Below are 25,426 nucleotides of genomic sequence, written 5' to 3'. Positions count from 1 at the left end.
GGATCTTCCCGAGGGTGTCGAGATGGTGATGCCCGGGGACAACATCAAGATGACGGTGAGTCTGATCGCACCGATCGCGATGGAAGACGGGCTGCGCTTTGCGATCCGCGAAGGCGGCAGGACCGTCGGCGCCGGCGTGGTGTCGAAGATCATTGAGTAATGGGGTGGCGAACGGCGGGGTAACGAACCCCGCGGTATCCACTATCGGGCAGACGTATCCCGGGGTGCGCGTATCGTCGCGACACGGGCAGGCAAGTCGGCCAGGGCAAGCGAATCGGGTAGAAGTATTGATATGGCAACGAACCAGAGCATTAGAATCCGGCTGAAGGCGTTCGATCATCGATTGATCGACCGGTCGGCCAGCGAGATCGTCGATACGGCGCGGCGCACCGGCGCGCGCGTCAAGGGGCCGATTCCACTGCCGACAAAGAAAGAGCGATTCACGATACTGATCTCACCGCATGTCAACAAGGATGCCAGGGATCAATACGAGATTCGGACCCACAAACGGATCATGGATATCGTGGATCCGACGGATAAGACCGTGGATGCATTGATGAAACTCAATCTGGCCGCGGGTGTGGACGTACAGATCAAGTTGAACTGAGATTCTCCGGGCAGTGGAATGCTCGAGCGTTCGGGATCGTTCGCCTTGATGGCGAGACAGCGATTGGTGGTTCACTAGAGAGTGAATTTCTGACATAATCACCTGCTTTCCTCGGCCCGGAGCAAGTCGCTTGTTCCGGGCTTAGAGATTCTTGGGGTCGGATTTTTTTCCGGTTGAACGGTTGCAGACGGTAAATTGACATGGCGCTGGGATTGGTTGGACAGAAGTTGGGGATGACCCGGGTCTTTACGGAAGACGGCGAGTCAGTACCGGTAACGGTGCTGCACGTCACGCCAAACCGGATCTCCCAGATCAAGACCGAGGAAAGTGACGGTTATGCCGCGCTCCAACTTGCCGCGGGCAGTGCATCGGCTTCGGGTGTCAGCAAGCCGCAGACGGGCCACTTTGCCAAATCCGGCGTGGAGCCTGTACGCACCCTGCGCGAATTCAGACTGGATGACGGCGAGACCGAAGGGCTCGAGCTCGGAAAGGAATTGTCGGTTGAGATCTTTACGGCAGGTCAGAAGGTCGATGTGACCGGCCTCAGCAAGGGTAAGGGATACGCCGGGACTATCAAGCGGCACAATTTCCGCGGTCAGGACAACACGCACGGCAACTCGGTTTCTCACCGGGTGCCCGGGTCCGTCGGCCAGTGCCAGACGCCCGGTCGCGTGTTCAAGGGAAAGAAAATGTCCGGTCACCTGGGCAACGTCAGGACCACCACGCAGAATCTCGAGATCGTCAAGGTCGACAGTGAGCGCAACCTGCTGCTGATCAAGGGGGCCGTACCGGGATCGAAGTCAGGAATCGTGGCCGTCACACCGGCCGCGAAAGCTGGGGAATAGCGGAAATGGATCTCAAAACTCAGGATTCAGGGGCGAGTGTGACGCTGTCAGAATCCGCTTTTGGCAGCCGGTTCAATAGCGCTCTCGTCCATCAGGCGGTTACGGCCTATCTGTCCGGGGGCAGGGCCGGGACCAAGGGGCAGAAAAACCGTTCCGCGGTTGCCGGCGGTGGCGCGAAACCCTGGCGCCAGAAGGGCACCGGCAGGGCGCGGGCAGGTACCAGCAGCAGTCCGTTGTGGCGCTCCGGTGGTGTCACCTTCGCGGCGCAACCGCGGAACTACGAACAGAAACTGAACCGGAAAATGTATCGTGCGGCAATGCGTTCGATATTCTCCGAGCTGGTTCGCCAGGACAGGCTGCTCGTGGTCGATGCAATCGAGGTTGCGGAACCGAAGACGCGACTGCTCGCGGAAAGGCTCAAAGCCATGGAGGTCGGATCCACGCTCATCGTCGACGTCGAAGTCAGCCGTGAATTGGCGTTGGCGGCTCGCAACCTGCCGAATGTGGATGTGGTGAGCTCGACCGAAGTGAATCCAGTCAACCTGATGCGTCACGACAAGGTGATAGCGACGGTCGATGCCGTCAGGAAGATCGAGGGGTGGTTGTCATGAACCGCGAACGGCTGTTGCAGATTCTGTTGGCCCCGCACATCTCGGAAAAGTCCACCGCTTCCGCCGATGATTTTGGGCAGCACGTCTTTCGAGTGCTCCCTGACGCGACCAAGAGAGAAATCAAGGGTGCTGTCGAGGACCTGTTCAAGGTCAAGGTAGAGTCGGTCAATGTCGTCAGTGTCAAGGGAAAGCGCAAGCGCCACGGGAAACAGGCCGGCAGTCGAAATGACTGGAAGAAGGCATACGTGCGGTTGGAGAGCGGGCACGATATCCGCTTCACGGGCGCAGAGTAACCGGAGAGTCAGAAGAAATGGCGGTCAAAAAGGCAAAACCGACGTCTCCGGGCAGGCGTTTTACGGTCAAGGTTGTCGGCGAGGGACTCCACAAGGGAGATCCGCACAAACCGTTGCTTGCCCCGAAGAGCAATAACGGCGGGCGCAACAACAGTGGTCGCATCACCAAGCGCCATACCGGCGGTGGTCACAAGCAGAGGTATCGGACGATCGATTTCAAGCGGGACAAGGATGGTGTGGACGCCAGGGTTGAGCGCATCGAATACGATCCGAATCGAAGTGCGAATATTGCCCTGCTGCTTTACGCCGACGGTGAAAGAAGGTATATCGTCGCGCCGCGCGGCGTTGCGTCGGGAGATCAGGTGGTGTCGGGGCTCGAGGCGCCGATAAAGATCGGGAACGCGTTGCCGCTGAGAAATATTCCCGTCGGATCCATCGTCCACTGTGTGGAGATGAAGCCCGGTAAGGGGGCCCAGATGGCAAGGAGCGCAGGTGCGGGTGTGCAGGTTGTTGCCCGGGAAGGCGCATATGCAACATTGAGGCTGCGTTCGGGAGAGATGAGAAAGGTTCTTGCGGATTGCCGCGCAACCTTGGGTGAAGTCGGTAACTCGGAGCATAACCTCGAGAAACTTGGAAAGGCCGGCGCCAAACGGTGGCGGGGTGTGAGACCCACCGTAAGGGGTGTCGCCATGAATCCGGTCGATCACCCTCACGGCGGGGGCGAGGGACGCACCTCGGGTGGCAGGCATCCCGTTTCTCCCTGGGGAATGCCCACCAAGGGTTTCAAGACTCGCAAGAACAAGCGTACCGACCGGCTGATTGTTCGACGTCGTAACAGAAAGTGATGAGAGGGTAATGCCTTGCCTAGGTCTCTGAGAAAAGGTCCCTATGTGGACGAGTTCGTCATGAAAAAGGTGCGGGTGGCCGCCGAGAAGGGTGACCGCCGGCCGATAAAGGTATGGTCACGCCGCAGCATGGTGGTGCCCGAGATGGTGGGATTGACCATCGCGATACACAACGGCAAGCAGCATGTCCCCGTTCTGATCAACGAGAACATGGTCGGTCACAAGCTGGGTGAATTTGCCGCGACACGGACGTTCCGAGGTCATGCCGCCGACAGAAGGGCGCGCTAGACCGCATTAACGGAGAAGAAGGTGCAAGTATCAGCAACTTTGAAATTCGCTCGCGTGTCTCCGCAGAAATGCCGGTTGGTGGCGGATATGATTCGGGGATCCGATGTGGAAAAGGCCTTGAACGAACTGGCGTTCAGCAAGCTGAAATCCGCGGGAATCGTCAAGAAGGTGCTCGAGTCCGCCGTCGCGAACGCCGAGCACAACGAAGGTGCCGATCTGGACGAACTCAAGGTGTCGAATGTGTATGTCAACGAGGGGCCGACGTACAAGCGGTTCCGGGCACGCGCAAAGGGTCGGGGCAACCGGATACTGAAGCGTAGCAGTCACATCACCGTGGCGGTTTCGGACGCGTAGAAAAGAATCTTCGATAAAGGTTATTGAAATGGGACAGAAAGTACACCCGACCGGATTCCGGCTTGGCATATCGACGGACTGGACGTCCAAGTGGTATGCGCAGGGCAGGCAGTATGCCGAGATACTGGCTGACGATCTGTCGGTCAGGGCGTACCTGAAGAAACGCCTGTCCCAGGCATCGGTCGGACGGATCCAGATCGAACGGCCCGCCAATGCGGCGTATATCACCATTCGCACCGCCCGACCCGGTGTCGTTATCGGCAAGAAGGGCGAGGACGTCGAGGCGCTGAGGAAAGAAGTCGCGCAGCGCATGAAGTTGCCGCTGGGTAATGTGAAGATCAATATCGAGGAAGTCAGGAAACCGGAAATTGACGCCCAGCTTGTGGCCGAGGGTGTGGCGCAGCAACTCGAGCGCAGGATCATGTTCCGGCGCGCGATGAAGCGAGCGGTTGGCAATGCGATGCGGCTCGGGGCACTGGGCGTAAAGATCAATGTCGCGGGACGCTTGAACGGTGCCGAGATCGCCCGCTCTGAATGGTACAGGGAGGGGCGTGTCCCTTTGCATACGCTCAGGGCCGAAATTGACTACGGTTTCTCCGAGGCACGTACGACGTACGGCGTCATCGGCATCAAGGTCTGGATCTTCAAGGGCGAGGTCTTCGGTCTGGAGCCGACGACGGAAAACGCGGCCAAGCACTAGTTCGGTATTGCCGGATAACGAGAGACATTCAGGAAGATGTTGCAGCCAAAGCGAACGAAGTTCCGCAAACAGCAGAAAGGTCGCAACCGTGGCATGGCCAGCGTTGCCAACAAGGTCAGCTTCGGCGAATACGGGCTGAAGACGCTGGAAACGGGGCGGATCACGGCCAGGCAGATCGAGGCGGCCCGGCGCGCTATGACGCGTCATGTCAAGCGCGGCGGAAAGATCTGGATAAGGATCTTTCCAGATGTGCCCGTTACCAAGAAACCCCTGGAAGTCAGGCAGGGAAAGGGAAAGGGTAACGTCGAATACTGGGTGGCCAAGGTGCAGCCGGGCAGGATGCTGTACGAGATGGAAGGGGTCGCGGAGAACGTGGCAAGAGAAGCGTTTCGCAGGGCCGCTGCCAAACTTCCTGTCAGGACTGCATTTGTCGAACGAACCTTGATGTAGGGCGGACTGGGATGAAGATTGACGAGATGCGAGGCAAGAACGACGAAGAACTCCGGGACGAACTGCACGCGCTTCGACGGGAACAGTTCAACCTGCGCATGCAGCGGGGCACCGGTCAGTTCGCGAGGAACGACCAGTTTTCCAGGGTGAGGAAGAGCATTGCCCGAATTAAGACGGTTTTGAACGAGCGCACACGACGGATCAATGCAGATGTCTGAAGAGAATAAGGTAGAGCGCATGGTCGTTGGTAAGGTCGTCAGCGACAAAATGGAGAAGTCGGCGACCGTGTTAATCGAGAGATACGTGCGTCATCCGGTATACGGAAAGTACATTCGTAGATCGACGAAGCTCCACGTGCACGATGAGGACAACACCTGTCGCGTTGGCGATACCGTCAGGATCAAGGAATGCCGGCCCGTATCCAGAACCAAAACCTGGTCTCTGGTCGAGGTGGTCGGGAAGGCAGCAGAGTAGTTTCGGTAAATACGGGGGAGTGAACATCCAGCCATGATTCAAATGCAGACAATTCTCGACGCTGCTGACAACAGTGGCGCGCGCAAGGTGCAGTGCATCAAGGTGCTGGGTGGTTCGCACAGACGATATGCCGGCATCGGCGACATCATCAAGGTCAGTGTTAAGGACGCGATTCCCAGAGGGAAAGTGAAAAAGGGCGATGTCTATAACGCGGTGGTTGTCAGGACGGCGAAGGGTGTTCGGCGTCAGGATGGATCCCTGGTGCGATTCGACAGCAATGCAGCGGTGCTGCTGAACAACCAGAATCAGCCCATCGGAACCCGGATTTTCGGTCCCGTGACCAGAGAGCTTCGTGGCGAGCAGTTCATGAAAATCATTTCTCTTGCACCCGAAGTGCTTTGATTTCGGGTAGGAACAGCGGACAACGTTGGAATTGGGACAATGCTGCGCATAAAGAAAGGTGACGAGGTCGTCGTCATTACCGGTAAGGACAAAGGGCGCAAGGGAACCGTCAACCGGGTCTTCGACGACGGGCGGGTGCTGGTGGATAACGTCAATATGGTGAAGAAGCACCAGAAACCAAATCCCCAGGCGGGTGTGGCGGGCGGCATCCTCGAGAAAGAGGCGCCGATTCACGCATCCAACGTGATGCTTTTCAATCCGGCGACCGGCAGAGGTGACCGAGTGGGTTACAAGACGCTGGAAGACGGAAGAAAGGTCCGGTACTTCAAATCCAACGGTGAAGTGGTAGATATCTAGATGTCCAGACTCCAGGCGCTGTATTCCCAGTCGATCAGGGCGGATCTTAAGCAGAAGCTCGGGCATAAGAGCGACATGCAGATTCCGCGGATCACAAAGATCAGCTTGAACATGGGGGTCGGCAAGGCAGTGGGCGACAAGAAACTGATCGATCACGCCGTTGCCGACATGACCCGGATCGCAGGTCAGAAACCTGTCGTAACCAAGGCGAGAAAGTCGGTGGCCGGCTTCAATATCCGTGAAGGCTGGCCGATCGGCTGCAAGGTGACGCTCAGGCGAGCCAGGATGTATGAGTTCCTGGATCGGCTGATTACGATTGCGATTCCCCGTATTCGGGATTTTCGGGGTCTCAGCACGAAGTCGTTCGATGGACGGGGTAACTACAGCATGGGTGTGACGGAGCAGATTATCTTCCCTGAGATCGACTACGACAAGATCGAGTCGCTGCGCGGCATGAATATCACGATTTCGACGTCGACGAATTCGAACGAGGAAGCCAAAGCGCTGCTGGAGGCGTTCAACTTCCCGTTTCGTAAATAGGAGCTGGGATTATGGCCAAGGTGTCCATGGTAGAAAGAGAGCGCAAGCGAGCCCATACCGTGAAAAAGTACGCTGCCAGACGCGCGGAAATGAAATCGATTATCGGTAACCCCGGGACCGGTTACGAGGAGCGGCAGGCGGCGGTTCTCGCCCTCCAGAAGCTGCCCCGAAACTCAAGTCCGACGCGAATGCGAAACCGATGCGCTCTGTCGGGTAGACCCAGGGGTTACTACCGGAAATTCGGCCTCGCACGCAACATGCTTCGGAAAGCCGCGATGAAAGGGGATGTACCCGGACTGGTCATGTCCAGTTGGTAGTGGTGCTTGGGAAGCGGAAACGAGGGACTTAGTCACATGGGTATGAGTGATCCACTGTCAGACATGCTGACGCGTATTCGAAACGGGCAGCAGGCTTACAAGAGCGAGGTGACGATGCCGTCGTCGAAGCTCAAGCTGGCTGTTGCGGAAGTCCTCCGGGACGAGGGATACATCCGCGGTTTCGAAACGACCGAGGAAAGCGGCAAGCCGATGCTGAAGGTTGCCTTGAAATACTATCTCGGGAGACCCGTGATCGAGAATTTGAAACGAGTCAGCAGGCCCGGCTTGCGTATCTACCGGAGCAAGCAGGATGTACCCACTGTGATTGGTGGTCTGGGGGTGGCCGTGGTAAGCACCTCGAAAGGTCTGATGACAGATAAAGCCGCACGCGCCGCAGGTATCGGTGGCGAAGTGCTTTGTATCGTAGAGTAAACGGATCGGTCAGATGTCCAGAATTGCCAAACAGCCCGTGGCCGTACCTTCCGGCGTCCAGGTGACCCTTGAGGGGCAGCGAGTGTCCGTCAAGGGACCTAAGGGAACGACGGAATTGTCCGTGCATGAATCCGTATCGGTCGAACAGGACGGCGAAGGATTCAAGTTTTCGTCAAAGCAGGGTTCGATGGCACTGGCAGGGACGATGCGTTCCCTGCTCAACAATGCGGTTCGCGGGGTTAGTCAGGGGTTCGAAAAGAAACTCGAACTGGTCGGTGTGGGTTATCGTGCCCAGGCGCAGGGCAGCAAACTGAACCTTACCCTCGGTTTCTCGCACCCTGTCGAGTATACCGTTCCGGAGGGAATTTCGATCGAGACGCCGAGCCAGACCGAGATTCTGATCAAGGGCATCGACAAGCAGAAGGTCGGGCAGGCAGCCGCCGAGATCAGGGCGTACCGGCCGCCGGAGCCGTACAAGGGTAAGGGCGTCAAGTACGCCGATGAACATATCGTTCGTAAGGAAGCCAAGAAGAAATAGGCCCGCAGACAGGTAATTCCGCATGGAAAAGAAAGCAGCCAGAACACGACGGGCCAGGCGGTCGCGTAGCAAGATCAGGTCCCTCGGTATCGGGAGATTGTGCGTGCATCGCACACCGCGGCACATCTACGCCCAGTTGATCTCGGAAGACGGCACGAGCGTTATCGCCGCCGCCTCCACCCTGGAGAAGGACATACGCTCCTCGTTGAGGTACACGGGTAACGCCGAAGCAGCCACCGCAGTAGGCACAGCGATCGCCTCACGGGCCAGGGAGAAAGGGTTACAAAAGGTCGCATTCGACCGAAGCGGATTTCGGTTTCATGGCCGGGTCAAGGCGCTGGCTGACGCAGCGCGAGAGGGCGGTCTGGAGTTCTGACGGAAGGCATCATGGCAAGCGTAGACAAGGCAAAGGTCACCGACGGCCTGAACGAAAAACTGGTATCGGTCAATCGAGTCGCCAAGGTCGTAAAAGGCGGCAGGCAGTTTGGATTTACGGCGCTGACCGTGGTCGGTGACGGCAAAGGCAGAGTCGGCATCGGTTATGGAAAGGCGCGGGAAGTCCCGCTAGCCATCCAGAAGGCCATGGAGCGGGCACGGAAACAGATGGTAACTGTCCCGCTCAAGGACGGCTCCCTGTACTACTCGACCGTGGGTTATCACGGTGCGGCGAAGGTCTATATGCAGCCCGCCTCAGAGGGTACCGGCGTGATCGCCGGAGGCAGCATGCGTGCCGTATTCGAGGTGCTTGGCGTGAAGAATGTCCTCGCCAAGTGTATCGGCACGCGTAACCCGATCAACGTCGTCAAGGCAACGCTGAACGGATTGTCACAAATCAAGTCACCCGACGCTATCGCCGCCAAGCGTGGCAAGACCGTCGAGGAAATTGTGGGTTAGTCGGACCGAAGGGTCTCTGCCGGAATTTGACCATGGACAAGAGAATCAAGGTGACGCTGAAGAAGAGTCTGAACAGGCGGCTCGTATCCCATCAGGCCTGCGCAAGAGGGCTTGGCCTGAGGAAGCTGAACAGCTCGGCCGTCGTTGCCGATACCCCCGAAAACCGAGGGATGATCTCCAGGATCGGTTACCTCGTTGACGTGGAGGATGCCTGACATGCATCTGAATACACTTCGGCCGTCGGCCGGAAGTAACCGGGATCGTCAACGGGTCGGACGAGGCATCGGCTCGGGTTCCGGTAAGACCTGCGGGCGAGGACACAAGGGCCAGAAATCCCGGTCCGGAGGTTTCACCAAGATTGGTTTCGAGGGTGGTCAGATGCCGCTGCAGCGCCGCCTTCCGAAGGTCGGCTTTCGATCGAGGAAGGCCGGGCAGACCGCCGAGGTGCGCCTTGGGGAGATCGCGAAGGTCGAGGCAGAAATCGTCGATCTCGAAGCGCTCCAAGCTGCGGGAATCGTGAGCGCCCGGGCGAAGCGCGGCAAGGTCATTCTGTCGGGTGAGATCAGCAGAGCGGTCAAGCTGAAGGGCTTGTCCGTGACGAAGGGTGCGCGTGCGGCCATCGAGGCGGCCGGCGGCGAAATTCTGGAACTGGAAGCGTAGTCAGGCGGGAGTAGCGGCAGTGGCGGCAACGGGCTCGACAATGGCGGGGTCTCTCGGTGGTCTTGGAAAGATCACCGAGTTGCGTCAGCGCCTGCTGTTTCTGGTCGTAGCCCTGGTCGTCTACCGGATCGGGACCTTCATTCCTGTGCCGGGTATCAATCCGGAGGCGATGACCCGCTTTTTCGATCAGCAGAGCGGCACCATTCTGGACATGTTCAACATGTTTTCCGGTGGGGCGCTGCAGCGGCTCAGTATATTCGCACTGGGTATCATGCCGTATATCTCCGCCTCGATCATCATTCAGTTGATGACCGCGGTGCTACCCACATTGAAGGAACTGAAGAAGGAAGGGGAATCGGGTCGGAGGAAGATTACCCAGTACACGCGTTACGGCACCGTCGGTCTCGCGACATTCCAGGCGATCGGGGTTTCCGTGGCGTTGCAGAACCAGGGCGTCGCGATCGCGGCCGGACCGGGTTTCGTGTTCACCTCGACCGTATCTCTGGTCACCGGCACCTTGTTCCTGATGTGGTTGGGTGAGCAGATTACCGAACGCGGCATCGGCAACGGCATATCGATGATCATCTTCGCGGGAATCGTTGCCGGACTCCCTGCCGCTGTCGGCGGTACCCTGGAGCTGGCCAGCACAGGGGAACTGTCCGCCGCACTCGTCATCCTGCTGTTTGCGCTGGCCGTTGTCGTCACCGGGTTCGTGGTCTTTGTCGAAAGGGGGCAGCGGCGTATCACGGTGAACTACGCGAAGCGGCAGCAGGGCAGACGCATGTACGCGGCCCAGTCGAGCCATCTGCCCCTGAAGCTGAACATGGCAGGCGTCATTCCGCCGATTTTTGCCTCGAGTATCATTCTGTTCCCCGCCACGTTGGGGCAGTGGTTCGGTAGAAGCGCGGGTATGGGCTGGCTGCAGGATATCGTATCGACGCTATCTCCCGGGCAACCGATCTATGTGACCTGCTATGCGCTGGCGATCGTATTCTTCTGCTTTTTCTACACGGCTATCGTTTTCGATTCCCGCGAGACTGCCGACAACCTGAAACGATCGGGGGCATTTATTCCCGGTATCCGGCCTGGTGAACAGACCGCGCGATATATCGATGGGGTCATGACACGCCTGACCGCCGTCGGGGCGATCTACATTACCGCGGTCTGTCTGTTGCCCGAGTTTCTGATTCTGTCCTGGAACGTACCGTTTCATTTCGGGGGGACATCGCTGCTGATCATCGTGGTCGTCGTGATGGACTTCATGGCACAGGTCCAGGCTCAGTTGATGTCCCATCAGTACGAGGGATTGATGAAGAAGGCGAATCTCAAGGGCTACGGGCGTAGTGGTATCAGTAGGTAGGCGCACGGACAGGTCCAGCTAAGGAATCCAAGCGATGAAAGTCAGAGCATCCGTAAAGAAAATGTGCAGGAACTGCAAGGTCATTCGAAGAAATGGCGTGGTTCGCGTGATATGCAAGGATCCCCGTCACAAGCAGAGACAGGGCTAGTTCCTGCAAGTATCGACTCGTCCGTTAAGATCGGCGGCAGTCCCGAATTGGAAAGAACCGGAGTATTTATCGATGGCGCGTATAGCCGGCATTAACGTCCCAGTGAGTAAACATGTGGTAATCGCCCTGACATCGATCTACGGCATCGGGCCGACCCGGGCCGAGGCGATATGCGCGGCATCCGGTGTGCAGCGGGAGGCGAAGGTCAAGGACCTGACCGAGGCCGAAGTCGAGAAACTCAGGACAGAAACCGGCAAGTTCGTCGTTGAGGGAGACCTTCGGCGCGAGGTCACCATGAACATCAAGCGGCTGATGGACCTCGGGAGTTATCGTGGGCTTCGTCATCGCCGTGGTCTGCCGGTCCGCGGTCAAAGGACACGCACCAATGCACGGACCCGTAAGGGTCCCCGCAGGGCGATAAAGCGATAAAGAAGTAGCGTCAGTAAATTGATGCAGTTTTAACTTGATGGATACGGTATAAGCATGGCGAAGGCTCCAGCTCGAACGAAGAAAAAGGTCAAGAAGATCGTTACCGATGGTGTGGCGCATATTAATGCGTCGTTCAACAACACCATCATCACGATTACCGATCGGCAGGGAAACGCACTCTGCTGGGCGACATCGGGTGGATCAGGATTCCGTGGTTCCCGCAAAAGCACTCCCTTCGCCGCCCAGGTCGCGGCAGAGCGCGCGGGAAGGGCGGCGCTGGAATTCGGTGTGAAATCGCTTGAAGTCAATGTTAAAGGCCCGGGGCCTGGTAGAGAGTCTGCGGTACGTTCCCTGAATGCCGTGGGATTCAAGATCGTCAGCATCAACGATGTGACCCCGATACCCCACAATGGCTGCCGCCCTCCGAAGCGTCGCAGAGTTTGAGACCGAGTAGCAGATCATGGCGAGATATCTAGGACCAAAATGCAAGTTGAGCCGTCGGGAAGGGACCGACCTGATGCACAAGAGTCGGGCTCGGTCGCTCGATTCGAAGTGCAAGCTCGAGAAGATCCCGGGGCAGCACGCGGATCGGCGAACGCGGATTACCGATTACGGCCTGCAGCTCAGAGAGAAGCAGAAGCTGCGCCGCACGTATGGCGTTCTCGAACGGCAGTTCCGGAACTACTACAAGCGGGCATCCGGGAAGAAGGGGTCGACGGGTGAAAACCTGCTTCAACTCCTCGAAAGCCGACTGGACAATGTGGTGTATCGAATGGGTTTCGGCATTACCCGTGGCGAGGCCCGGCAACTGGTCAGCCACAGGGCGATCACGGTCAATGGTCAGACCGTCAATATCCCGTCGTACAGCCTGTCGCCCGGAGACGAGGTGGCCGTCCGGGAGAAATCCAGGACGCAACTCAGGATCAAGGAGTCGCTGGGGCTTGCGAGTCAATACGGATTTCCGGAATGGGTCGATGTCGACATCGACGCCATGAAAGGGGCATTCAAGGCCGCGCCCGAACGAAGCGAGCTGCCACCGGATATCAACGAGTCGCTCGTCGTGGAGCTTTATTCCAAGTAACGGAGCTTTAGGCGATTTCTGTCAAATGACATACCATCCTGCTTGTCTTTATCGTCCGTCCTCTGTGTTGCGACAACCGTTACAGAGTTCGACTATGCGCCGGTTGTCGCGCCTTGATGACGAACGAAAATCCGGCGCGATCCGGTATGCCATTTTCCGGTAATCGCCTTGCTCCAGGTATCGATGGCCTCCCGGCGCTTTGGCAGATCCATTGACGTCGAGGTTGTTCGAGTTCTCACGTTGATCAAGAGGTTTCAAGGTTGGGTAATCTGAACGAGTTGTTAAAACCGAGCATGGTCGATGTCGAAGCCATCAATCAACGCCATGCGAAGATCGTACTGGAACCGCTGGAGCGCGGGTTCGGGCATACGCTGGGAAATGCGTTGCGTCGCATACTTCTCTCGTCGATACCCGGCTGCGCGATCGTGGAAGTCGAGATTGAAGGGGTTCCGCACGAGTATGAAAGCATCGAGGGTGTGCAGCAGGATGTCGTCGATATCCTGCTGAACCTGAAGGGTGTCGCGATTCGAATGCACAACAAGACCGATGCGATGCTGCAGCTCAAGAAATCCGGGGCAGGTCCGGTTACGGCCGGGGATATCGCGGTAGATCACGATGTGGAGATCGTGAATCCGGAGCATGTTATCGCGGAGCTCAACGAGGATGCGTCCCTGGATATGACGCTCAAGGTCTTCAAGGGTCGTGGTTACGAGCCGGCGTCGACCCGGCGCAATGCGGATGAGCGGCCGATCGGCAGCCTGCTGCTCGATGCCAGTTATTCCCCGATCCGGCGCGTCGCCTACACCGTGGAGTCGGCTCGCGTAGAACAAAGGACGGACCTGGACAAGCTAGTCATCGATCTCGAAACGAACGGCACGGTGGATCCGGAAGACACGATTCGCGCGGCGGCGAGGATCCTACAGCAGCAGTTGTCGGTGTTCGTCGACCTTGAAGGTGAGAGTGTCTCGAGTCCGGAACCAACAGAGACCAAGATCGATCCGATCCTGCTGCTGCCGGTGGACGATCTCGAGTTGACCGTCAGGTCTGCCAATTGTCTCAAGGCGGAGGATATTCACCATATCGGCGATCTCATCCAGAAGACGGAAGTCGAGTTGTTGAAGACCCCCAACCTGGGTAAGAAGTCCCTGACCGAGATCAAGGACGTGCTCGGCTCGCATGGCCTGTCGCTGGGGATGAGATTGGAAGACTGGCCGCCTCCGGGGTTGAAGGAAGGGTCCTGATCTGCGGAAACAAGGCCCGGTAGAAGTTTGCAACAAGACATAGACAACGGTTACACACCATGCGCCACAGATATTCAGGAAGGCACCTTGGCCGGACCACCAGTCACCGCGAGGCGATGTTTCGTAACATGGCGGTGTCATTGTTCCAGCACGAGGCCATAGAGACGACGCTGGCCAAGGCCAAGGAATTGCGCCGGACCGCCGAGCCGCTGATCACCATGGCCAAGAACGACAGCGTCTCAAAACGCCGGCTGGCGTTCTCCCGACTTCGCGACAAGCAGGCGGTCGGGAAACTCTTTGCTGAACTGGGGCCGCGCTACAAGGAAAGGCCCGGCGGGTATCTCCGTATTCTCAAGTGCGGTTATCGGGCCGGGGACAGCGCCCCGATGGCATATGTCGAGCTGGTTGACCGACCGGAGCCGGCGGACGCCTAGGCAACGCGTTTCTGCGGATCGAGAGCCGGGCATTGCCCGGCTTTTTTGTGAGGTGTAGCCCCCCGGTGGCAGGCCTGTCCGGATTCGCCGGACAACCCAACAGCGCCGGATGCGCGGGGAGTCTGGTGTGGCCGGCCCCCGAATTCGCGAAGTGGGTAGGCGTTGTCAGGAGGTTCGTGACGTGATCGTGTTGATGACCGACTTCGGGTTGTCGGGACCGTATGTCGGACAGGTTCAGGCAGCGATTCTTCGCCGGAGTCCACAGGTTCCGGTCGTCAACCTGTTCGCTGACCTGCCGGTATTCGAACCCGTCTGTGCCGCCTATCTCGTTCCCGCTTTCGTCCCGCAGTTCCCGAACGGGACCGTATTCCTCTGTGTTGTCGATCCCGGAGTCGGAACGACCCGCCCCGCCGTGTTTCTTTCGGCCGACGACTACTGGTTCGTCGGTCCCGACAACGGTATCTTCAGCGTGGTCTGCGCGAGGGCCGAACGGCTTCGCGTGTGGGACCTTGAAGCGCCCGAGGACCGGGAGATATCGAGCAGCTTTCACGGCAGGGACCTGTTCGCCCCCGTCGCTGCCCGACTGGCGACCGGGGAGCTTCCCGCTGGTAGGGAGCGACGGATCGACCGCACGGCCCTGGAAAATCTGCCCGCTGAACGCTCTCAAGTGGTCTATATCGATCACTACGGCAACGCGATGACGGGCCTGCGCGCAGAGTCGGTGAGCGAAGGCACCCGATTCGTGGTGGGAGGGCGCATACTGCAATACGCCAGGACCTTCGGTGAGGCGGTCCCGGACAGACCTTTCTGGTATCGTAATTCGGTGGGGCTCGTTGAATTCGCCTTGCGGGAAGACAGCGTGGCCCGCTCCATAGGCCTGAAGGTCGGGCAGGAATTCGCCATCGAGCGGGACTGAAATCCGGACCGGGCGTTCCGAACGGTGACGTCCTCGGCCAGTAAGATTCGGATATGCCTGTCACGAGGTCATCGCACCGGGCCGCTGGCCCGTCAATTCGTTCCAGCGTATCGATCCGATAACGGACCATGGTCATGGATATGGGCGAGTCCCGAAAAATCTGGACGGTCATTCCGGCTGCGGGCGTGGGCAAACGCATGGGCGCCGGGATTCCAAAACAGTATCTCGAGCTGAATGGACGCCCGGTCATCGAGCACAGTCTCCGGGCCTTCTCGGAACACCCGCGGGTATCCGGTGTCGTCGTCGTTCTGGGACCCGAAGATTCGTACTGGCAGACGCTGTCGATCGCGAACGCCCCGGCGGTGATCACCGTCCCGGGGGGCAGTGAACGCTGTCATTCCGTGCTGAATGGACTGGTCGCACTGGAGGACCGGGCACACGAAGACGATTGGGTCATGGTGCACGACGCGGCGCGCCCCTGTATCTCGCGAGACGGCATCGACCGACTGATCGACGCGGTCGCGAATTATCCCGTGGGGGGCATCCTGGCGGTTCCCGTGCACGACACGCTCAAGCGGGCGGCCGAGGGTGACAGGATCGACGTAACCGTGGAGAGGGAAGGACTGTGGCGCGCGTTCACACCCCAGATGTTTCGTCTGGGTCGTTTAAAGAACGCGCTTGTCGACGCGGAGGTCCAGGGAAGGCTCGTCACCGATGAGGCGTCCGCCATGGAGGCCATGGGCGATCATCCGCTGCTGGTCGAAGGCAGCGCGGAGAATATCAAGATTACCCGGCCCGAGGACCTGCCGCTGGCGGAGTATTTCCTTGGCCGTGACGCGTCGGGTCGGGGAAACGATCGGAAGGATTCATGAAAATAGGTTGCGGGTACGACGTACACAGGTTCGCCGAGGGTGATCACATCGTCCTTGGCGGTGTCACCATCGCCCACTCGAACGGACTTGCCGCGCACTCGGATGGCGACGTCCTGATCCATGCGGTCTGCGATGCCCTGCTGGGCGCGGTGGCGCTGGGGGACATCGGGCAGCATTTCCCGGACACCGACAGCCGTTTCCTCGGGGCGGACAGCCGGGATCTGCTCAGGCGGGTGAGATCGCTCGTCACGCGCACGGGATACCGGCTGGGAAACCTGGACAGCGTGATCATTGCGCAGGCGCCGAAGATGGCGCCCCACGTCGAAGCGATGCGCAGAAACATCGCATCGGACCTCTCCTGCGGACTCGATCGGGTCAGCGTCAAGGCGACCACGACGGAGAATCTGGGGTTCGAGGGTCGCGGGGAGGGGGTCGCGGTGCATGCGGTCTGTCTGCTGGAACGGATCCCGACCGAGGACTGACTGACGCTCCTGGGGGCCTTACCAAACGTCTTCGCCCGGACATCAGCCCCTCAGATGACCTTCTCCTCCATGACGTCCGCCAGAATCCCGGCATGCGTGCCGGCCTCGAGTCGCGGACCGAAGCTCGAAATCACGCGCGCAGAGGCCGCGCTGGCGATCTTGCCGGCGTCTTCCCACGAATGGCCCTCGGTGATTCCGTAGAGGAATGCACCGGCGAACATGTCGCCAGCACCGTTGGTGTCGACCGCGTGGACTTCGTGCGGGGCGATCTCGATGAATTTCGTCCCGTCGAACGCCAGGGCCCCGTTGGCCCCTCGGGTGACGGCGAAGGCGCGTGATACCCTGCGCAGCGCCTTGACGGCTACGGCCAGGTCGTCCGTATCGGCCCAGGCCAGGGCCTCCGCCTCGTTGCAGAACAGGAGATCGATCCCGTCGCCCAGCATCTCCGAGAGCCCCTCGCGAAAGTACTTCACCATGGCCGGGTCCGAGAACGTCAGCGCGACCCGCGCACCCGCGGCCTGCGCAATCTGTCGTGCTTCGATGGCCGCGGCGCGTCCCGTCGGCGAGGAGACCAGATAGCCCTCGATGTACAGGTACCGGGAATTCCCGATCGCGGCGGCGTCCAGCTCGTCGGTGGACAGGGTTTCGGTGATCCCGAGGTAGGTGTTCATGGTCCGCTCGGCGTCGGGGGTGACCATCACCAGACAGCGTCCCGTGTCTCCGTCCTTGCGTTCCGTGTGGAGATTGGAATCCACGCCCGCTTCGGCGAGGTCGTCGACATAGAATTCCCCCAGTTCGTCATTCGCGACCTTGCAGGAATAGAAGGCGCGGCCGCCGAATCGGCTCACTGCGACGATCGTGTTGGCCGCTGAGCCGCCGCAGGACCAGCGGGCATTGCCGTGGCCGAGATGGGCCAGCAGCTCGATCTGGCGGTTCTGGTCGACCAGCGTCATCAGGCCCTTGCCGATATGCGCCTTATGCAGGAAGTCGTCCTCGACCGAGAACTCCATATCGACCAGCGCGTTGCCGACACCATAGACGTGATATTTCCTTTCCATATCGACTCTCGCTAGATCGTATGCCCCGGGTAGTGACGCCGGGAGGCGCATTCTAGCAGATGGCTATGCGGCGTGGCGGGACGGGTCTGGCGACGACACGACGATCAGCTGCCATTGATCCAGCGCTCGATATCGGCCGGTTTTGGAGGCGCTGCGGTGTCCACGGGTATGGCCTCCGCACGCTCGATCCCGGTCAACGGGTCGTAGTATTCGAGTTGATGCGCCAGGACGCGCTCATCGGCATCCGAAGGATCGGCATCCAGTGCTGCGCGCCGCTCGATCCGCTTGCGCAGCGTCTCGAGGTCGGCCTGCAGGTCCAGGATCCGGAACCCCGCTCCGCAGATTCGCGCCAGCTGCCGGAACTCGAAGCGCCGAGGGGCGTTCAGGAAGGTCGCATCGACGATCACGGGGAACCCCGCCTCGACGATCTCCCTGGCGAGCTCGGCCAGCCGGCCATAGACGCGCCGGCCGGCCTCGGCCGAATAGATTCCTTCATCGATGCCGCCCTGTTCCCGCTCACCCGGCGCCATGCCGAACAGCCGCTTGCGCTCCAGGTCGGAACGCAGCCAGACTGCGTCGACGAGCTCGCTCAGGTGAGAGCAGAGCGTGGATTTCCCGGAGCCGGAAAACCCGTGCGTGATCCAGACAAAGGGCCGGCCCGCGCGGGTGTAGGTGTCGGCCAGCTCGACGTACTGAGCGCATTCCGCCACGTTGCGTTCGCGCGTGTCGGGGTCCGACACCGACTGGGACGCCCGGATCGCGGAGACCTTGGCGCGTACCAGTGCGCGGTAGACCTGGTACAGGCGCAGCAGGGTGAGCCCACCGTAGTCTCCGGTCTCATGGATATATGTGTTCAGGACCCGACGCGAATGCCGCCTGGCGCCGCGGTCGTCCAGGTCCATCAACAGAAACGCCAGCTCACTGATCACGTCGATCCAGCGAAGCCCGGGGTTGAACTCGATGCCGTCGAACAGCGTTAACTCACCGTCGATAACGGCAACGTTTCCGAGGTGCATGTCACCGTGGCACTCGCGGACGAAGCCCTCGGCCTTACGCAGTTCCATTGCCTGGGTCAGCGCGGCATGCCGTTCGAAGGTCCACAGCGCCAGGGGGACCAGCCGATCCTCCAGGCCGGGGTCGGAGACATTCCTGCGGACCGCGGAGAAATTGTGCTCCATCGCGTCCAGGATGCGCCGTGGCGTCCCCCAGTCGGAGTCGAACGGGGCGACGGCAACGCGAGCGTGAAACTCGGCGACCCGTTGTGCGAGCCGCGTGGCCGTGGCGGCATCGAGCGGGGTCGTCTTCATGCGCTCGGGCAGCAGGTCCCCCTGGGCAAACTGTCGCATCCGCACGGCGTATTCCAGGACTTCACCCGGTCCGTCGATGCGTGGGGCGGAAACCGAACCGGCGATGGTGGCCACGTCGAGGTAGAGATCCGGTGCAAGCCTCCGGTTCAGACGGAGCTCCTCCTCGCAGAAGAACTTGCGGCGCTCGATGCCACGGTAGTCCAGGAAGCCGAGATTGACAGGCTTCTTCAACTTGTAGGCCAGTTCTCCCGTGAGCAGAACCCACGAGATATGGGTCTCGATCAGCTCGATCGGTCCGCAGGCGTGGGGATAGGCTGCCGCCTTGAGCAGGCCCTGGATCAGATCTGGCAGCGGCACTGTGGTGTCCCGGTCGTCTCTGGGTTTCGGTATGGGAACGTCCCGTCCGCGGAGACAGGATGAAGGGGATTTCATCGGGGCGATGCCATCGCCTCGCGTTCGTGGCCGTGTCCCGACGGGTCAAGGCCACGCTTCATGTTGAATGAACTCCGGTGGTGGCGCAAGACACGCGACGTGGCGATATACTGCGCCTGCACCGTGGAATTCCGCGCCATCGACCGGAGCGGGCGTTTTTGTCGCGGGTAGAACGGCGTGTCGGGCCACGGATCCTGTGTCGCGCGGGATTCGCCGCTCCCGGCCAGTGCTCGATTCCCATTTCCAGTCACCGCATGCCGAAGAAAAAGCAGAGCAGCAGACGTTCGAGACCCGCGCGCCGCTTCGCAGGGGCCGTTCGCAGGCGCACCACTATGGGAAAAACCGGATCCTGGCAACGTGGGTTGCGGCGCGCGCTGCCGGCAGTGATCCTGACGTCCTTCGTTCTGGTGCTCGCCTGGGTTCTGTGGCTCGACTACCGCATCGTCGACCAGTTCGAGGGGCGGCGCTGGGCGCTGCCGGCCAGGGTGTTCGCGCGTCCCCTGGAGCTTCACGCCGGGAAGGGGATCGCGGCCGCCGACCTCGTCGCGGAGTTCGGCCTGCTTCGCTATCGGGAAGTCTCCCAGGTTCGCGCGCCCGGGGAGTATCGGGTGTCGGGCGACACGGTCTATTTTCATTCGCGCGGTTTCCCGTTCCCCGGCGAGAACACACCGGGCCGTCTCGTACGCGCGGATTTCGCCGGGCACGAGATCCGCCGCCTTGGCGACGCGTCGACGGGTGCGGAGATCGACCTGCTGCGCGTGGAACCTGTTCCCATTGCCAGTATCTATCCGGGTCACGGAGAGGACCGCATGCTGGTGCGCCTGGAGGATGTCCCCCCTTTGCTCCTCGACGCCCTGCTGGTCGTCGAGGACCGCCGTTTCCGCGACCACCACGGTGTCGATCCCGCGGCCATCGCCCGCGCCATGCTCGCGAACCTGCGCGCGGGCAGGGCAGTACAGGGGGGAAGCACCCTGACTCAGCAACTGGTCAAGAATTATTTTCTCACCAATGAGCGGACCCTGAGCCGCAAGCTGAACGAAGCGGTCATGTCCCTGTTGCTGGAGGCCCACTACGACAAGGACGAGATCCTCGGCGCCTATCTCAATGAGGTGTACCTGGGCCAGGATGGCGAACGCGCGATCCACGGATTCGCGCTCGCCGCCCAGTTCTACTTCGAACGCCGGCTGGGCAACCTCGAGCCGGAGCAGGTCGCGCTGCTCGTCGCGATGGTCAAGGGGCCGTCCTGGTATGACCCCAGACGCCATCCGGAGCGGGCGATCGAGCGCCGGAACCTGGTGATCGACCTGCTCGAGGAGGCGGGAACGCTGGATCCACAGGCGGCCGCGGCCGCGCGCGAACGGCCGTTGGGCGTAACGGACGCCGCGCCAACGGGACGCACCCCGTTCCCCGCGTTTCTGCAAATGGTCCGCAAGCAACTGCTGCGGGACTACCGCGAAGAGGACCTGCGCGAGGAAGGATTGAAGATCCTCACCACCATGGACCCCCTGGTTCAGATCAGGGCCGAGAAGGCGATGCAGTCGAGCCTGCCGCGACTGCCGGGTGGCAAGGAAGACGGAGAAGCGGCGCTTCAGGCCGCAGTCGTCGTCACCGCCATCGGCACCGGCGAGGTGGCGGCGTTGATCGGTGGACGCGATCCGCGATTCGCCGGGTACAACCGGGCGATCGAGGCGGCCCGGCCCGTGGGCTCGCTGATCAAACCCGTGGTCTATCTCGCCGCACTGGAACGTCCCGGCAGCTACACGCTCGCGACGATGCTCGACGACGGTCCCATTAACGTCAAGCTGGCCAACGGAAAATCGTGGTCACCTCAGAACTACGACCGCGAGAGCCATGGGCGGGTCTCGCTGCACGACGCGCTCGTCCATTCCTACAACCAGTCCACCGCGCGATTGGGCATGGAGGTCGGTGTGGAGTCGGTCGCGCGCCTGCTCGGCAGGCTCGGGGTCGAGCGACCCGTGCCTGCCTACCCGTCGCTGCTGCTCGGTGCGGTCGAACTGTCTCCCATAGAGGTCGCCCAGGTGTACCAGGGACTCGCCGATGGCGGATACAGCGTCCCACTGAACGCCATTCGCTCGGTCGCCAACCGGGACGGACAGACGCTCAATCGTTATCCCCTGCGCATCAGCCAGGCAGCCGACGCGGAGAGTGTGTTCCTCGTCACCTCCGCCCTGAGGGACGTGACGGTGCAGGGGACGGGCAAGAGTCTTCGCCAGCGCCTGCCGCCCGGTCTGGCGGTGGCGGGCAAGACCGGCACCACCAACGACTACCGCGATAGCTGGTTCGCGGGCTACGCGGGTGACTTCGTCACTGTTGTCTGGCTGGGTCGCGACGACAACCGTCCCACGGGTCTTACCGGGTCGAGTGGCGCACTTGTCGTGTGGGCGGATATCATGCGCAGGATCTCGACGCGGCCACTCGTTCTGGACGCACCGCAGGGTGTCGAATGGCTGCGGATCGACCTTGCCACCGGGCTGCTGGCCGACACGGGTTGTGATGGGACTCAGGAACTACCCTTTATCCGGAACTCCCAGCCAGCGGGTGTCGCACCGTGCGCGAGACGGGTCAGCGAGAAAGCCAGGTCGCCACTGAAATGGCTGAAAGGACTGCTGAATTGAATCGACCCACATGGATTCGTCTCCCGGTGCTCACCGGGCTGTTACTGGCTATCCTGATTTCGGCCTGTTCCGTGCCGCAACGGCCCTCACCGGCCCCGGCGCCGCCACCCGATGTCACGATCGTGCCCTCCTCGCGGGAACTGGCCGCGGAGACGCCCTCTGGACCGGTGCGCGAACTGCTGCGCAAGGCCGGAGAGCAGTACGCCTCGGGGGATCTCGATGGCGCCGCGGCGACCCTGGAGCGCGCGATCCGGATCGCCCCCTCCGAACCCCTCGTCTGGCAGCGACTGGCGCTGGTCCGCCTGGACCAGGGGGACTGGGAACAGGCCGAGACGCTGGCGCTGAGATCGAGTGGTCTGGCACCCGGGAATGCCGGACTGAGGAAGGTGAACCAGGACATCATCGTCGAGGCGCGTGAAGCGGCGGCGGGCGGCAGATAGGCGTGCGCGCCGGGGATCTGCTGGATCGCGACGGGCCCTTCGCGCGCCACCTGGAGCGGTTCAGCTCCCGGCCGCAGCAGCAGCGCATGGCCGATGCGGTCGAGACGGCCCTGGAAACCGGCCGGACGCTGGTCGTCGAAGCCGGCACCGGGGTCGGAAAGACCTTCGCCTATCTGGCGCCGGCCCTGGCATCCGGACTCAAGGTGATTGCCTCCACCGGCACCAGGCACCTCCAGGACCAGTTGTTTCACAAAGACCTGCCCGTGGTTCGTAAGGCGCTGGGCGCGAACGTGAGCGCCGCGCTGCTCAAAGGCCGCGCGAACTATCTCTGCCACCACCGGCTACGGCTTGCGAACGACGCTGGGACGCGCTTCGTCTCGCGTCGCGACCTGTACCACGTCAGCCGCTGGGCGGGTGTCACGCGGACCGGCGATATCGCCGAGGTCGTCGAGGTGCCCGAAGCGTCCCCGGTGTGGCCGATGGTCACCTCCACGGTCGACAACTGCCTGGGCAGCGACTGCGAGTCCTTTCAGGATTGCTGGCTGGTACGCGCGCGGCGTAGTGCGCAGGCCGCCGACCTGGTGGTGGTCAACCACTACCTCTTCTTCGCCGATCTCGCGATCCGTGACGAAGGCTTCGGCGAACTGCTGCCGGATGCCGATGCGTTTATCCTGGACGAGGCCCATCAGTTACCCGAGATCGCCTCGGCGTTCTTCAGCACCGGCATCAGCGCGCGGCAACTGCGGGACTTCACCGCGGACACCGTCGCCGAACAGCTCCGGGACGCGACGGATATGCAGGAACTGCGCGAGCTGTGTGACGCCGTCGGCAACGCCGCGGCGCGTTTCCGGCTGAGCCTCGGTGAACGGGAGCGAACCGCGCCCTGGCGGGCGGTGCGCGGCAAGGCGGCGGTGGGCGAGGCGCTGGAAGAGATCCGGGAGCGGCTCGGCGACTGTGCAGCGGCGCTCGAACTGGCCTCGGAACGCGGAAAGGGCCTGAACAACTGCCACCAGCGCGCCCTGGAACTCACGCGCCGCCTGGATGCCATGGCGGAGGACGACGCCGGGACGGTCCGCTGGTTCGAGACCACGCGACGCGGGTTCACGCTGCACCTGACCCCGCTCGACGTGGCGTCTCTGTTCGCCGAAAGGATGTCGTGCTACCGGGGGGCGTGGATCTTCACCTCGGCCACACTGGCGGTGGGGGACTCCTTCGAGCACTTCCGCGACCGGCTCGGCCTGGGCAATGCCGACGAGCTGAAACTGGACAGCCCGTTCGACTACGAGGCCAACGCGCTGCTCTACGTGCCCGGCGGGATGCCGGATCCGGGCGGCCAGGAACACACCCGTGCAGTCGTGGACGCCATGCTGCCCCTGGTGCGCGCGAACGGGGGCGGCGCGTTCGCGCTGTTCACGAGCTACCGCGCGCTGCGTGATGCGGCCGGGATGCTGTCCGGTGTCTGGGACGGTCCGCTACTGGTGCAGGGCGGTGCGCCGCGCAGAGAACTGCTGGAGCGGTTCCGGGAGCAGGGCAATGCGCTGCTGCTCGGAACCGGGAGTTTCTGGGAGGGCGTGGACGTCAGGGGCGAGGCCTTAGGGTGCGTCGTCATCGACAAGCTGCCGTTCGCCTCGCCCGGCGATCCGGTAACCCAGGCGCGTATCGAGGACCTGCGCACCCGGGGCGGCAATCCCTTCATGGAACTCCAGGTGCCGCGTGCCGTCATCATGTTGAAGCAGGGAGTCGGGCGCCTCATCCGCGGAGAGGAAGACACCGGGGTCGTGATGATCTGCGACCCGAGACTGACCCGGAAGCACTACGGTCGGATCTTCCTGGAAAGTCTGCCGCCGATGGCGGTGACCGAAAGCCGGGACGTGGCGACTACGTTCCTGTCCGCACACACTGACCCCGTCGGGAACGGGTCGCCGCTCGCCGCGGAATGATCCCGAAGATGCGAAATTCCCTCCGCCTGCCTCTGACAGGTCAGTTGATCCGGCGCACGCCTGTGCAGGCGAGCTGCGTCCAGTGAACCTGCTCGCCATCGAAACGGCAACAGAGGCCTGTTCCGTGGCGTTGCGCTGTGGCGGCGACGTCCTGGCGCGGTTCGAACTGGCGCCCCGCCAACACGCCGATCTCGTCCTGTCGATGTGCTCCGAACTGCTGGGCGAGGCGGGTATTCGGGCGAATCAACTCGATGCGGTGGCTTTCGGCCGCGGTCCCGGTTCCTTTACCGGCCTGCGGATCGCGGCCGGCACGGTGCAGGGCATCGCCTTCGGACTCGACCTGCCGGTGGTCCCCGTGTCCACCCTCGCCGCGATGGCGCAGGGGGCCATCGCCGAACGCGGGGTCACACGCGTGCTCTGTGCCCTGGACGCCCGGATGGACGAAGTCTACTGGGGCGCGTATGAAAAGGGCGAAGACGGACTGGCGCGAGCGATGGATGAGGAACGCGTCAGTCCCCCGGAGCGGGTCCCGGTTCCTTCGACGGGTCAATTCCATGGTGCGGGTAGTGGCTGGGAATCCTACGGCGCGATACTGCGCGGGCGCATAGGCGCCGATAGATTGGCTGGCATCGAGGAGGATCGCTTACCCGACGCCCGGTACGTCCTGCCACTAGCCGTTGACCGTTTCACCAAGGGGGAAGCGGTGCCGGTAGAGCAGGCCCAACCCGTCTATCTCAGGGACAGGGTCGCGAAGAAGGCATTGCCACCCTGAACCGTTGCGAAAAGTTACCGAACGGAAAACCATTCAACCGGCCAGCAGGCCATTCAGGGGACTGACCACCGCATTTCCACCGCGTTTGATGACATGGGTATACTTGAAATGTGTAGCTGCACATTTGATCTATAGCTTTTAAGATAAATATTTTCGGCAAAAAATCAGGCAGTTACCATCTCATGGTACAACCCAAAGAGAGATAGCACCTCTTTCGAGGCATTCTTAAAAATTTCCAGGGACTCGTGCACCTTTCCCTTCAGGGCTTCAA

At 61.2% G+C, this 25,426-nt stretch carries 38 protein-coding genes; 36 read left to right on the top strand and 2 right to left on the bottom strand.

Annotated features, from left to right (window positions below; genetic code table 11):
* The 32 genes from LJE91_02075 to ispF all read left to right on the top strand — a co-directional run.
* On the top strand, positions 1 to 160 hold a 160-nt coding region (locus LJE91_02075; protein ID MCG6867542.1), incomplete at its 5' end, for an elongation factor Tu.
* A gap of 132 nt (positions 161 to 292) precedes the next feature.
* Positions 293 to 607: a 30S ribosomal protein S10 gene (gene rpsJ, locus LJE91_02070; protein MCG6867541.1), complete on the top strand. Its 315-nt coding sequence runs from the start codon at positions 293 to 295 to the stop codon at positions 605 to 607.
* A gap of 200 nt (positions 608 to 807) precedes the next feature.
* The gene (gene rplC, locus LJE91_02065) at positions 808 to 1,452 is read left to right on the top strand and encodes a 50S ribosomal protein L3 (protein MCG6867540.1); all 645 of its coding nucleotides are present in this window, start codon (positions 808 to 810) and stop codon (positions 1,450 to 1,452) included.
* Between the two features lie 5 nt (positions 1,453 to 1,457).
* Entirely contained in the window at positions 1,458 to 2,063 is a 606-nt protein-coding gene (gene rplD / locus LJE91_02060) for a 50S ribosomal protein L4 (protein MCG6867539.1), read from the top strand.
* Positions 2,060 to 2,356, top strand: coding sequence for a 50S ribosomal protein L23 (gene rplW / locus LJE91_02055; GenBank protein ID MCG6867538.1), 297 nt, complete (start codon positions 2,060 to 2,062; stop codon positions 2,354 to 2,356). The genes rplD and rplW overlap by 4 nt, the downstream gene beginning before the upstream one ends.
* Positions 2,357 to 2,373: 17 nt before the next feature.
* Positions 2,374 to 3,201 carry a 50S ribosomal protein L2 gene (rplB, locus tag LJE91_02050; protein ID MCG6867537.1) on the top strand — a complete coding sequence of 276 codons (828 nt, stop codon included), beginning with the start codon at positions 2,374 to 2,376 and terminating at the stop codon, positions 3,199 to 3,201.
* Between the two features lie 15 nt (positions 3,202 to 3,216).
* Positions 3,217 to 3,489, top strand: coding sequence for a 30S ribosomal protein S19 (gene rpsS, locus LJE91_02045; GenBank protein MCG6867536.1), 273 nt, complete (start codon positions 3,217 to 3,219; stop codon positions 3,487 to 3,489).
* Between the two features lie 21 nt (positions 3,490 to 3,510).
* Positions 3,511 to 3,843 carry a 50S ribosomal protein L22 gene (rplV, locus tag LJE91_02040; protein MCG6867535.1) on the top strand — a complete coding sequence of 111 codons (333 nt, stop codon included), beginning with the start codon at positions 3,511 to 3,513 and terminating at the stop codon, positions 3,841 to 3,843.
* Positions 3,844 to 3,871: 28 nt separating this feature from the next.
* A complete protein-coding gene (gene rpsC / locus LJE91_02035; protein ID MCG6867534.1) occupies positions 3,872 to 4,543 on the top strand; it encodes a 30S ribosomal protein S3 in 672 nt (223 codons plus the stop codon).
* A 36-nt stretch (positions 4,544 to 4,579) separates the two neighbouring features.
* On the top strand, positions 4,580 to 4,993 hold the full coding sequence (gene rplP, locus LJE91_02030) for a 50S ribosomal protein L16 (GenBank protein ID MCG6867533.1): 414 nt from the start codon (positions 4,580 to 4,582) through the stop codon (positions 4,991 to 4,993).
* Between the two features lie 11 nt (positions 4,994 to 5,004).
* Positions 5,005 to 5,211, top strand: a complete 207-nt coding sequence (gene rpmC, locus LJE91_02025; protein MCG6867532.1) for a 50S ribosomal protein L29 — start codon at positions 5,005 to 5,007, stop codon at positions 5,209 to 5,211.
* On the top strand, positions 5,204 to 5,467 hold the full coding sequence (gene rpsQ / locus LJE91_02020) for a 30S ribosomal protein S17 (GenBank protein ID MCG6867531.1): 264 nt from the start codon (positions 5,204 to 5,206) through the stop codon (positions 5,465 to 5,467). The genes rpmC and rpsQ overlap by 8 nt, the downstream gene beginning before the upstream one ends.
* 33 nt (positions 5,468 to 5,500) lie before the next feature.
* Positions 5,501 to 5,869 carry a 50S ribosomal protein L14 gene (gene rplN, locus LJE91_02015; GenBank protein ID MCG6867530.1) on the top strand — a complete coding sequence of 123 codons (369 nt, stop codon included), beginning with the start codon at positions 5,501 to 5,503 and terminating at the stop codon, positions 5,867 to 5,869.
* A 39-nt stretch (positions 5,870 to 5,908) separates the two neighbouring features.
* Entirely contained in the window at positions 5,909 to 6,226 is a 318-nt protein-coding gene (gene rplX / locus LJE91_02010) for a 50S ribosomal protein L24 (protein ID MCG6867529.1), read from the top strand.
* Positions 6,227 to 6,766, top strand: coding sequence for a 50S ribosomal protein L5 (rplE, locus tag LJE91_02005; GenBank protein ID MCG6867528.1), 540 nt, complete (start codon positions 6,227 to 6,229; stop codon positions 6,764 to 6,766).
* An 11-nt stretch (positions 6,767 to 6,777) separates the two neighbouring features.
* Positions 6,778 to 7,083 (top strand): 30S ribosomal protein S14, encoded by a 306-nt coding sequence (gene rpsN / locus LJE91_02000; protein MCG6867527.1) that lies wholly within the window; start codon positions 6,778 to 6,780, stop codon positions 7,081 to 7,083.
* Between the two features lie 36 nt (positions 7,084 to 7,119).
* Positions 7,120 to 7,515, top strand: coding sequence for a 30S ribosomal protein S8 (gene rpsH / locus LJE91_01995; GenBank protein MCG6867526.1), 396 nt, complete (start codon positions 7,120 to 7,122; stop codon positions 7,513 to 7,515).
* A 13-nt stretch (positions 7,516 to 7,528) separates the two neighbouring features.
* Entirely contained in the window at positions 7,529 to 8,053 is a 525-nt protein-coding gene (gene rplF, locus LJE91_01990; protein MCG6867525.1) for a 50S ribosomal protein L6, read from the top strand.
* 22 nt (positions 8,054 to 8,075) lie between these two features.
* The gene (gene rplR, locus LJE91_01985; protein MCG6867524.1) at positions 8,076 to 8,429 is read left to right on the top strand and encodes a 50S ribosomal protein L18; all 354 of its coding nucleotides are present in this window, start codon (positions 8,076 to 8,078) and stop codon (positions 8,427 to 8,429) included.
* 11 nt (positions 8,430 to 8,440) lie between these two features.
* On the top strand, positions 8,441 to 8,947 hold the full coding sequence (gene rpsE / locus LJE91_01980; protein ID MCG6867523.1) for a 30S ribosomal protein S5: 507 nt from the start codon (positions 8,441 to 8,443) through the stop codon (positions 8,945 to 8,947).
* Between the two features lie 26 nt (positions 8,948 to 8,973).
* The gene (gene rpmD / locus LJE91_01975) at positions 8,974 to 9,162 is read left to right on the top strand and encodes a 50S ribosomal protein L30 (protein MCG6867522.1); all 189 of its coding nucleotides are present in this window, start codon (positions 8,974 to 8,976) and stop codon (positions 9,160 to 9,162) included.
* Position 9,163: 1 nt separating this feature from the next.
* Complete coding sequence (gene rplO / locus LJE91_01970; protein ID MCG6867521.1) at positions 9,164 to 9,607, top strand: 50S ribosomal protein L15; 444 nt, start codon at positions 9,164 to 9,166, stop codon at positions 9,605 to 9,607.
* 40 nt (positions 9,608 to 9,647) lie between these two features.
* Positions 9,648 to 10,967 carry a preprotein translocase subunit SecY gene (gene secY / locus LJE91_01965; protein MCG6867520.1) on the top strand — a complete coding sequence of 440 codons (1,320 nt, stop codon included), beginning with the start codon at positions 9,648 to 9,650 and terminating at the stop codon, positions 10,965 to 10,967.
* A 34-nt stretch (positions 10,968 to 11,001) separates the two neighbouring features.
* A complete protein-coding gene (rpmJ, locus tag LJE91_01960) occupies positions 11,002 to 11,115 on the top strand; it encodes a 50S ribosomal protein L36 (protein MCG6867519.1) in 114 nt (37 codons plus the stop codon).
* Between the two features lie 72 nt (positions 11,116 to 11,187).
* The gene (gene rpsM, locus LJE91_01955; GenBank protein ID MCG6867518.1) at positions 11,188 to 11,544 is read left to right on the top strand and encodes a 30S ribosomal protein S13; all 357 of its coding nucleotides are present in this window, start codon (positions 11,188 to 11,190) and stop codon (positions 11,542 to 11,544) included.
* A gap of 54 nt (positions 11,545 to 11,598) precedes the next feature.
* The gene (rpsK, locus tag LJE91_01950; GenBank protein ID MCG6867517.1) at positions 11,599 to 11,988 is read left to right on the top strand and encodes a 30S ribosomal protein S11; all 390 of its coding nucleotides are present in this window, start codon (positions 11,599 to 11,601) and stop codon (positions 11,986 to 11,988) included.
* 16 nt (positions 11,989 to 12,004) lie between these two features.
* Complete coding sequence (rpsD, locus tag LJE91_01945) at positions 12,005 to 12,625, top strand: 30S ribosomal protein S4 (protein ID MCG6867516.1); 621 nt, start codon at positions 12,005 to 12,007, stop codon at positions 12,623 to 12,625.
* A gap of 260 nt (positions 12,626 to 12,885) precedes the next feature.
* Positions 12,886 to 13,866: a DNA-directed RNA polymerase subunit alpha gene (gene rpoA, locus LJE91_01940; protein MCG6867515.1), complete on the top strand. Its 981-nt coding sequence runs from the start codon at positions 12,886 to 12,888 to the stop codon at positions 13,864 to 13,866.
* A gap of 59 nt (positions 13,867 to 13,925) precedes the next feature.
* The gene (gene rplQ / locus LJE91_01935; protein ID MCG6867514.1) at positions 13,926 to 14,300 is read left to right on the top strand and encodes a 50S ribosomal protein L17; all 375 of its coding nucleotides are present in this window, start codon (positions 13,926 to 13,928) and stop codon (positions 14,298 to 14,300) included.
* Positions 14,301 to 14,481: 181 nt separating this feature from the next.
* Entirely contained in the window at positions 14,482 to 15,216 is a 735-nt protein-coding gene (locus LJE91_01930) for an SAM-dependent chlorinase/fluorinase (GenBank protein ID MCG6867513.1), read from the top strand.
* Positions 15,217 to 15,344: 128 nt separating this feature from the next.
* Positions 15,345 to 16,088: a 2-C-methyl-D-erythritol 4-phosphate cytidylyltransferase gene (ispD, locus tag LJE91_01925; protein MCG6867512.1), complete on the top strand. Its 744-nt coding sequence runs from the start codon at positions 15,345 to 15,347 to the stop codon at positions 16,086 to 16,088.
* A complete protein-coding gene (ispF, locus tag LJE91_01920) occupies positions 16,085 to 16,570 on the top strand; it encodes a 2-C-methyl-D-erythritol 2,4-cyclodiphosphate synthase (protein ID MCG6867511.1) in 486 nt (161 codons plus the stop codon). The genes ispD and ispF overlap by 4 nt, the downstream gene beginning before the upstream one ends.
* Positions 16,571 to 16,620: 50 nt before the next feature.
* On the opposite strand, the gene LJE91_01915 is transcribed toward ispF, so the two are convergent.
* Both LJE91_01915 and LJE91_01910 read right to left on the bottom strand, forming a co-directional pair.
* Positions 16,621 to 17,628: an adenosine kinase gene (locus tag LJE91_01915; GenBank protein ID MCG6867510.1), complete on the bottom strand. Its 1,008-nt coding sequence runs from the start codon at positions 17,626 to 17,628 to the stop codon at positions 16,621 to 16,623.
* A gap of 104 nt (positions 17,629 to 17,732) precedes the next feature.
* The gene (locus tag LJE91_01910) at positions 17,733 to 19,292 is read right to left on the bottom strand and encodes an AAA family ATPase (protein MCG6867509.1); all 1,560 of its coding nucleotides are present in this window, start codon (positions 19,290 to 19,292) and stop codon (positions 17,733 to 17,735) included.
* 407 nt (positions 19,293 to 19,699) lie between these two features.
* On the opposite strand from LJE91_01910, the gene mrcB reads away from it, so the two are divergent.
* From mrcB to tsaB, 4 genes are all read left to right on the top strand, one after another.
* Positions 19,700 to 22,003 carry a penicillin-binding protein 1B gene (gene mrcB / locus LJE91_01905; GenBank protein ID MCG6867508.1) on the top strand — a complete coding sequence of 768 codons (2,304 nt, stop codon included), beginning with the start codon at positions 19,700 to 19,702 and terminating at the stop codon, positions 22,001 to 22,003.
* Positions 22,000 to 22,443: a tetratricopeptide repeat protein gene (locus LJE91_01900; protein MCG6867507.1), complete on the top strand. Its 444-nt coding sequence runs from the start codon at positions 22,000 to 22,002 to the stop codon at positions 22,441 to 22,443. Before mrcB ends, LJE91_01900 begins: the two co-directional genes overlap by 4 nt.
* A 2-nt stretch (positions 22,444 to 22,445) precedes the next feature.
* Positions 22,446 to 24,383 carry an ATP-dependent DNA helicase gene (locus LJE91_01895; protein ID MCG6867506.1) on the top strand — a complete coding sequence of 646 codons (1,938 nt, stop codon included), beginning with the start codon at positions 22,446 to 22,448 and terminating at the stop codon, positions 24,381 to 24,383.
* A gap of 82 nt (positions 24,384 to 24,465) precedes the next feature.
* Positions 24,466 to 25,155, top strand: coding sequence for a tRNA (adenosine(37)-N6)-threonylcarbamoyltransferase complex dimerization subunit type 1 TsaB (gene tsaB, locus LJE91_01890; protein ID MCG6867505.1), 690 nt, complete (start codon positions 24,466 to 24,468; stop codon positions 25,153 to 25,155).
* The last annotated feature ends 271 nt before the right edge of the window (positions 25,156 to 25,426 follow it).

The organism is Gammaproteobacteria bacterium (assembly GCA_022340215.1).
Classification (GTDB): domain Bacteria; phylum Pseudomonadota; class Gammaproteobacteria; order JAJDOJ01; family JAJDOJ01; genus JAJDOJ01.
Note: the sequence above shows the minus strand (reverse complement) of the source record. Positions and strands in the feature narration are given on the sequence as shown.

Excerpts from the sequence above, each read along its gene's own strand:
- rplP (MCG6867533.1), top strand. The coding sequence starts at position 4,580 with ATGTTGCAGCCAAAGCGAACGAAGTTCCGCAAACAGCAGAAAGGTCGC.
- rpsC (MCG6867534.1), top strand. The coding sequence starts at position 3,872 with ATGGGACAGAAAGTACACCCGACCGGATTCCGGCTTGGCATATCGACG.
- rpsN (MCG6867527.1), top strand. The coding sequence starts at position 6,778 with ATGGCCAAGGTGTCCATGGTAGAAAGAGAGCGCAAGCGAGCCCATACC.
- rpsM (MCG6867518.1), top strand. The coding sequence starts at position 11,188 with ATGGCGCGTATAGCCGGCATTAACGTCCCAGTGAGTAAACATGTGGTA.
- rplR (MCG6867524.1), top strand. The coding sequence starts at position 8,076 with ATGGAAAAGAAAGCAGCCAGAACACGACGGGCCAGGCGGTCGCGTAGC.
- rpsJ (MCG6867541.1), top strand. The coding sequence starts at position 293 with ATGGCAACGAACCAGAGCATTAGAATCCGGCTGAAGGCGTTCGATCAT.
- ispD (MCG6867512.1), top strand. The coding sequence starts at position 15,345 with ATGGTCATGGATATGGGCGAGTCCCGAAAAATCTGGACGGTCATTCCG.
- rpmJ (MCG6867519.1), top strand. The coding sequence starts at position 11,002 with ATGAAAGTCAGAGCATCCGTAAAGAAAATGTGCAGGAACTGCAAGGTC.
- LJE91_01915 (MCG6867510.1), bottom strand. The coding sequence starts at position 17,628 with ATGGAAAGGAAATATCACGTCTATGGTGTCGGCAACGCGCTGGTCGAT.
- rplW (MCG6867538.1), top strand. The coding sequence starts at position 2,060 with ATGAACCGCGAACGGCTGTTGCAGATTCTGTTGGCCCCGCACATCTCG.
- rplX (MCG6867529.1), top strand. The coding sequence starts at position 5,909 with ATGCTGCGCATAAAGAAAGGTGACGAGGTCGTCGTCATTACCGGTAAG.
- rplD (MCG6867539.1), top strand. The coding sequence starts at position 1,458 with ATGGATCTCAAAACTCAGGATTCAGGGGCGAGTGTGACGCTGTCAGAA.
- rpsH (MCG6867526.1), top strand. The coding sequence starts at position 7,120 with ATGGGTATGAGTGATCCACTGTCAGACATGCTGACGCGTATTCGAAAC.
- rplN (MCG6867530.1), top strand. The coding sequence starts at position 5,501 with ATGATTCAAATGCAGACAATTCTCGACGCTGCTGACAACAGTGGCGCG.
- rpsE (MCG6867523.1), top strand. The coding sequence starts at position 8,441 with ATGGCAAGCGTAGACAAGGCAAAGGTCACCGACGGCCTGAACGAAAAA.
- rplQ (MCG6867514.1), top strand. The coding sequence starts at position 13,926 with ATGCGCCACAGATATTCAGGAAGGCACCTTGGCCGGACCACCAGTCAC.
- rplO (MCG6867521.1), top strand. The coding sequence starts at position 9,164 with ATGCATCTGAATACACTTCGGCCGTCGGCCGGAAGTAACCGGGATCGT.
- ispF (MCG6867511.1), top strand. The coding sequence starts at position 16,085 with ATGAAAATAGGTTGCGGGTACGACGTACACAGGTTCGCCGAGGGTGAT.
- rplB (MCG6867537.1), top strand. The coding sequence starts at position 2,374 with ATGGCGGTCAAAAAGGCAAAACCGACGTCTCCGGGCAGGCGTTTTACG.
- mrcB (MCG6867508.1), top strand. The coding sequence starts at position 19,700 with ATGGGAAAAACCGGATCCTGGCAACGTGGGTTGCGGCGCGCGCTGCCG.
- secY (MCG6867520.1), top strand. The coding sequence starts at position 9,648 with ATGGCGGGGTCTCTCGGTGGTCTTGGAAAGATCACCGAGTTGCGTCAG.
- rpsK (MCG6867517.1), top strand. The coding sequence starts at position 11,599 with ATGGCGAAGGCTCCAGCTCGAACGAAGAAAAAGGTCAAGAAGATCGTT.
- rplC (MCG6867540.1), top strand. The coding sequence starts at position 808 with ATGGCGCTGGGATTGGTTGGACAGAAGTTGGGGATGACCCGGGTCTTT.
- rpsQ (MCG6867531.1), top strand. The coding sequence starts at position 5,204 with ATGTCTGAAGAGAATAAGGTAGAGCGCATGGTCGTTGGTAAGGTCGTC.
- rpmC (MCG6867532.1), top strand. The coding sequence starts at position 5,005 with ATGAAGATTGACGAGATGCGAGGCAAGAACGACGAAGAACTCCGGGAC.
- rplE (MCG6867528.1), top strand. The coding sequence starts at position 6,227 with ATGTCCAGACTCCAGGCGCTGTATTCCCAGTCGATCAGGGCGGATCTT.
- rpsD (MCG6867516.1), top strand. The coding sequence starts at position 12,005 with ATGGCGAGATATCTAGGACCAAAATGCAAGTTGAGCCGTCGGGAAGGG.
- rplF (MCG6867525.1), top strand. The coding sequence starts at position 7,529 with ATGTCCAGAATTGCCAAACAGCCCGTGGCCGTACCTTCCGGCGTCCAG.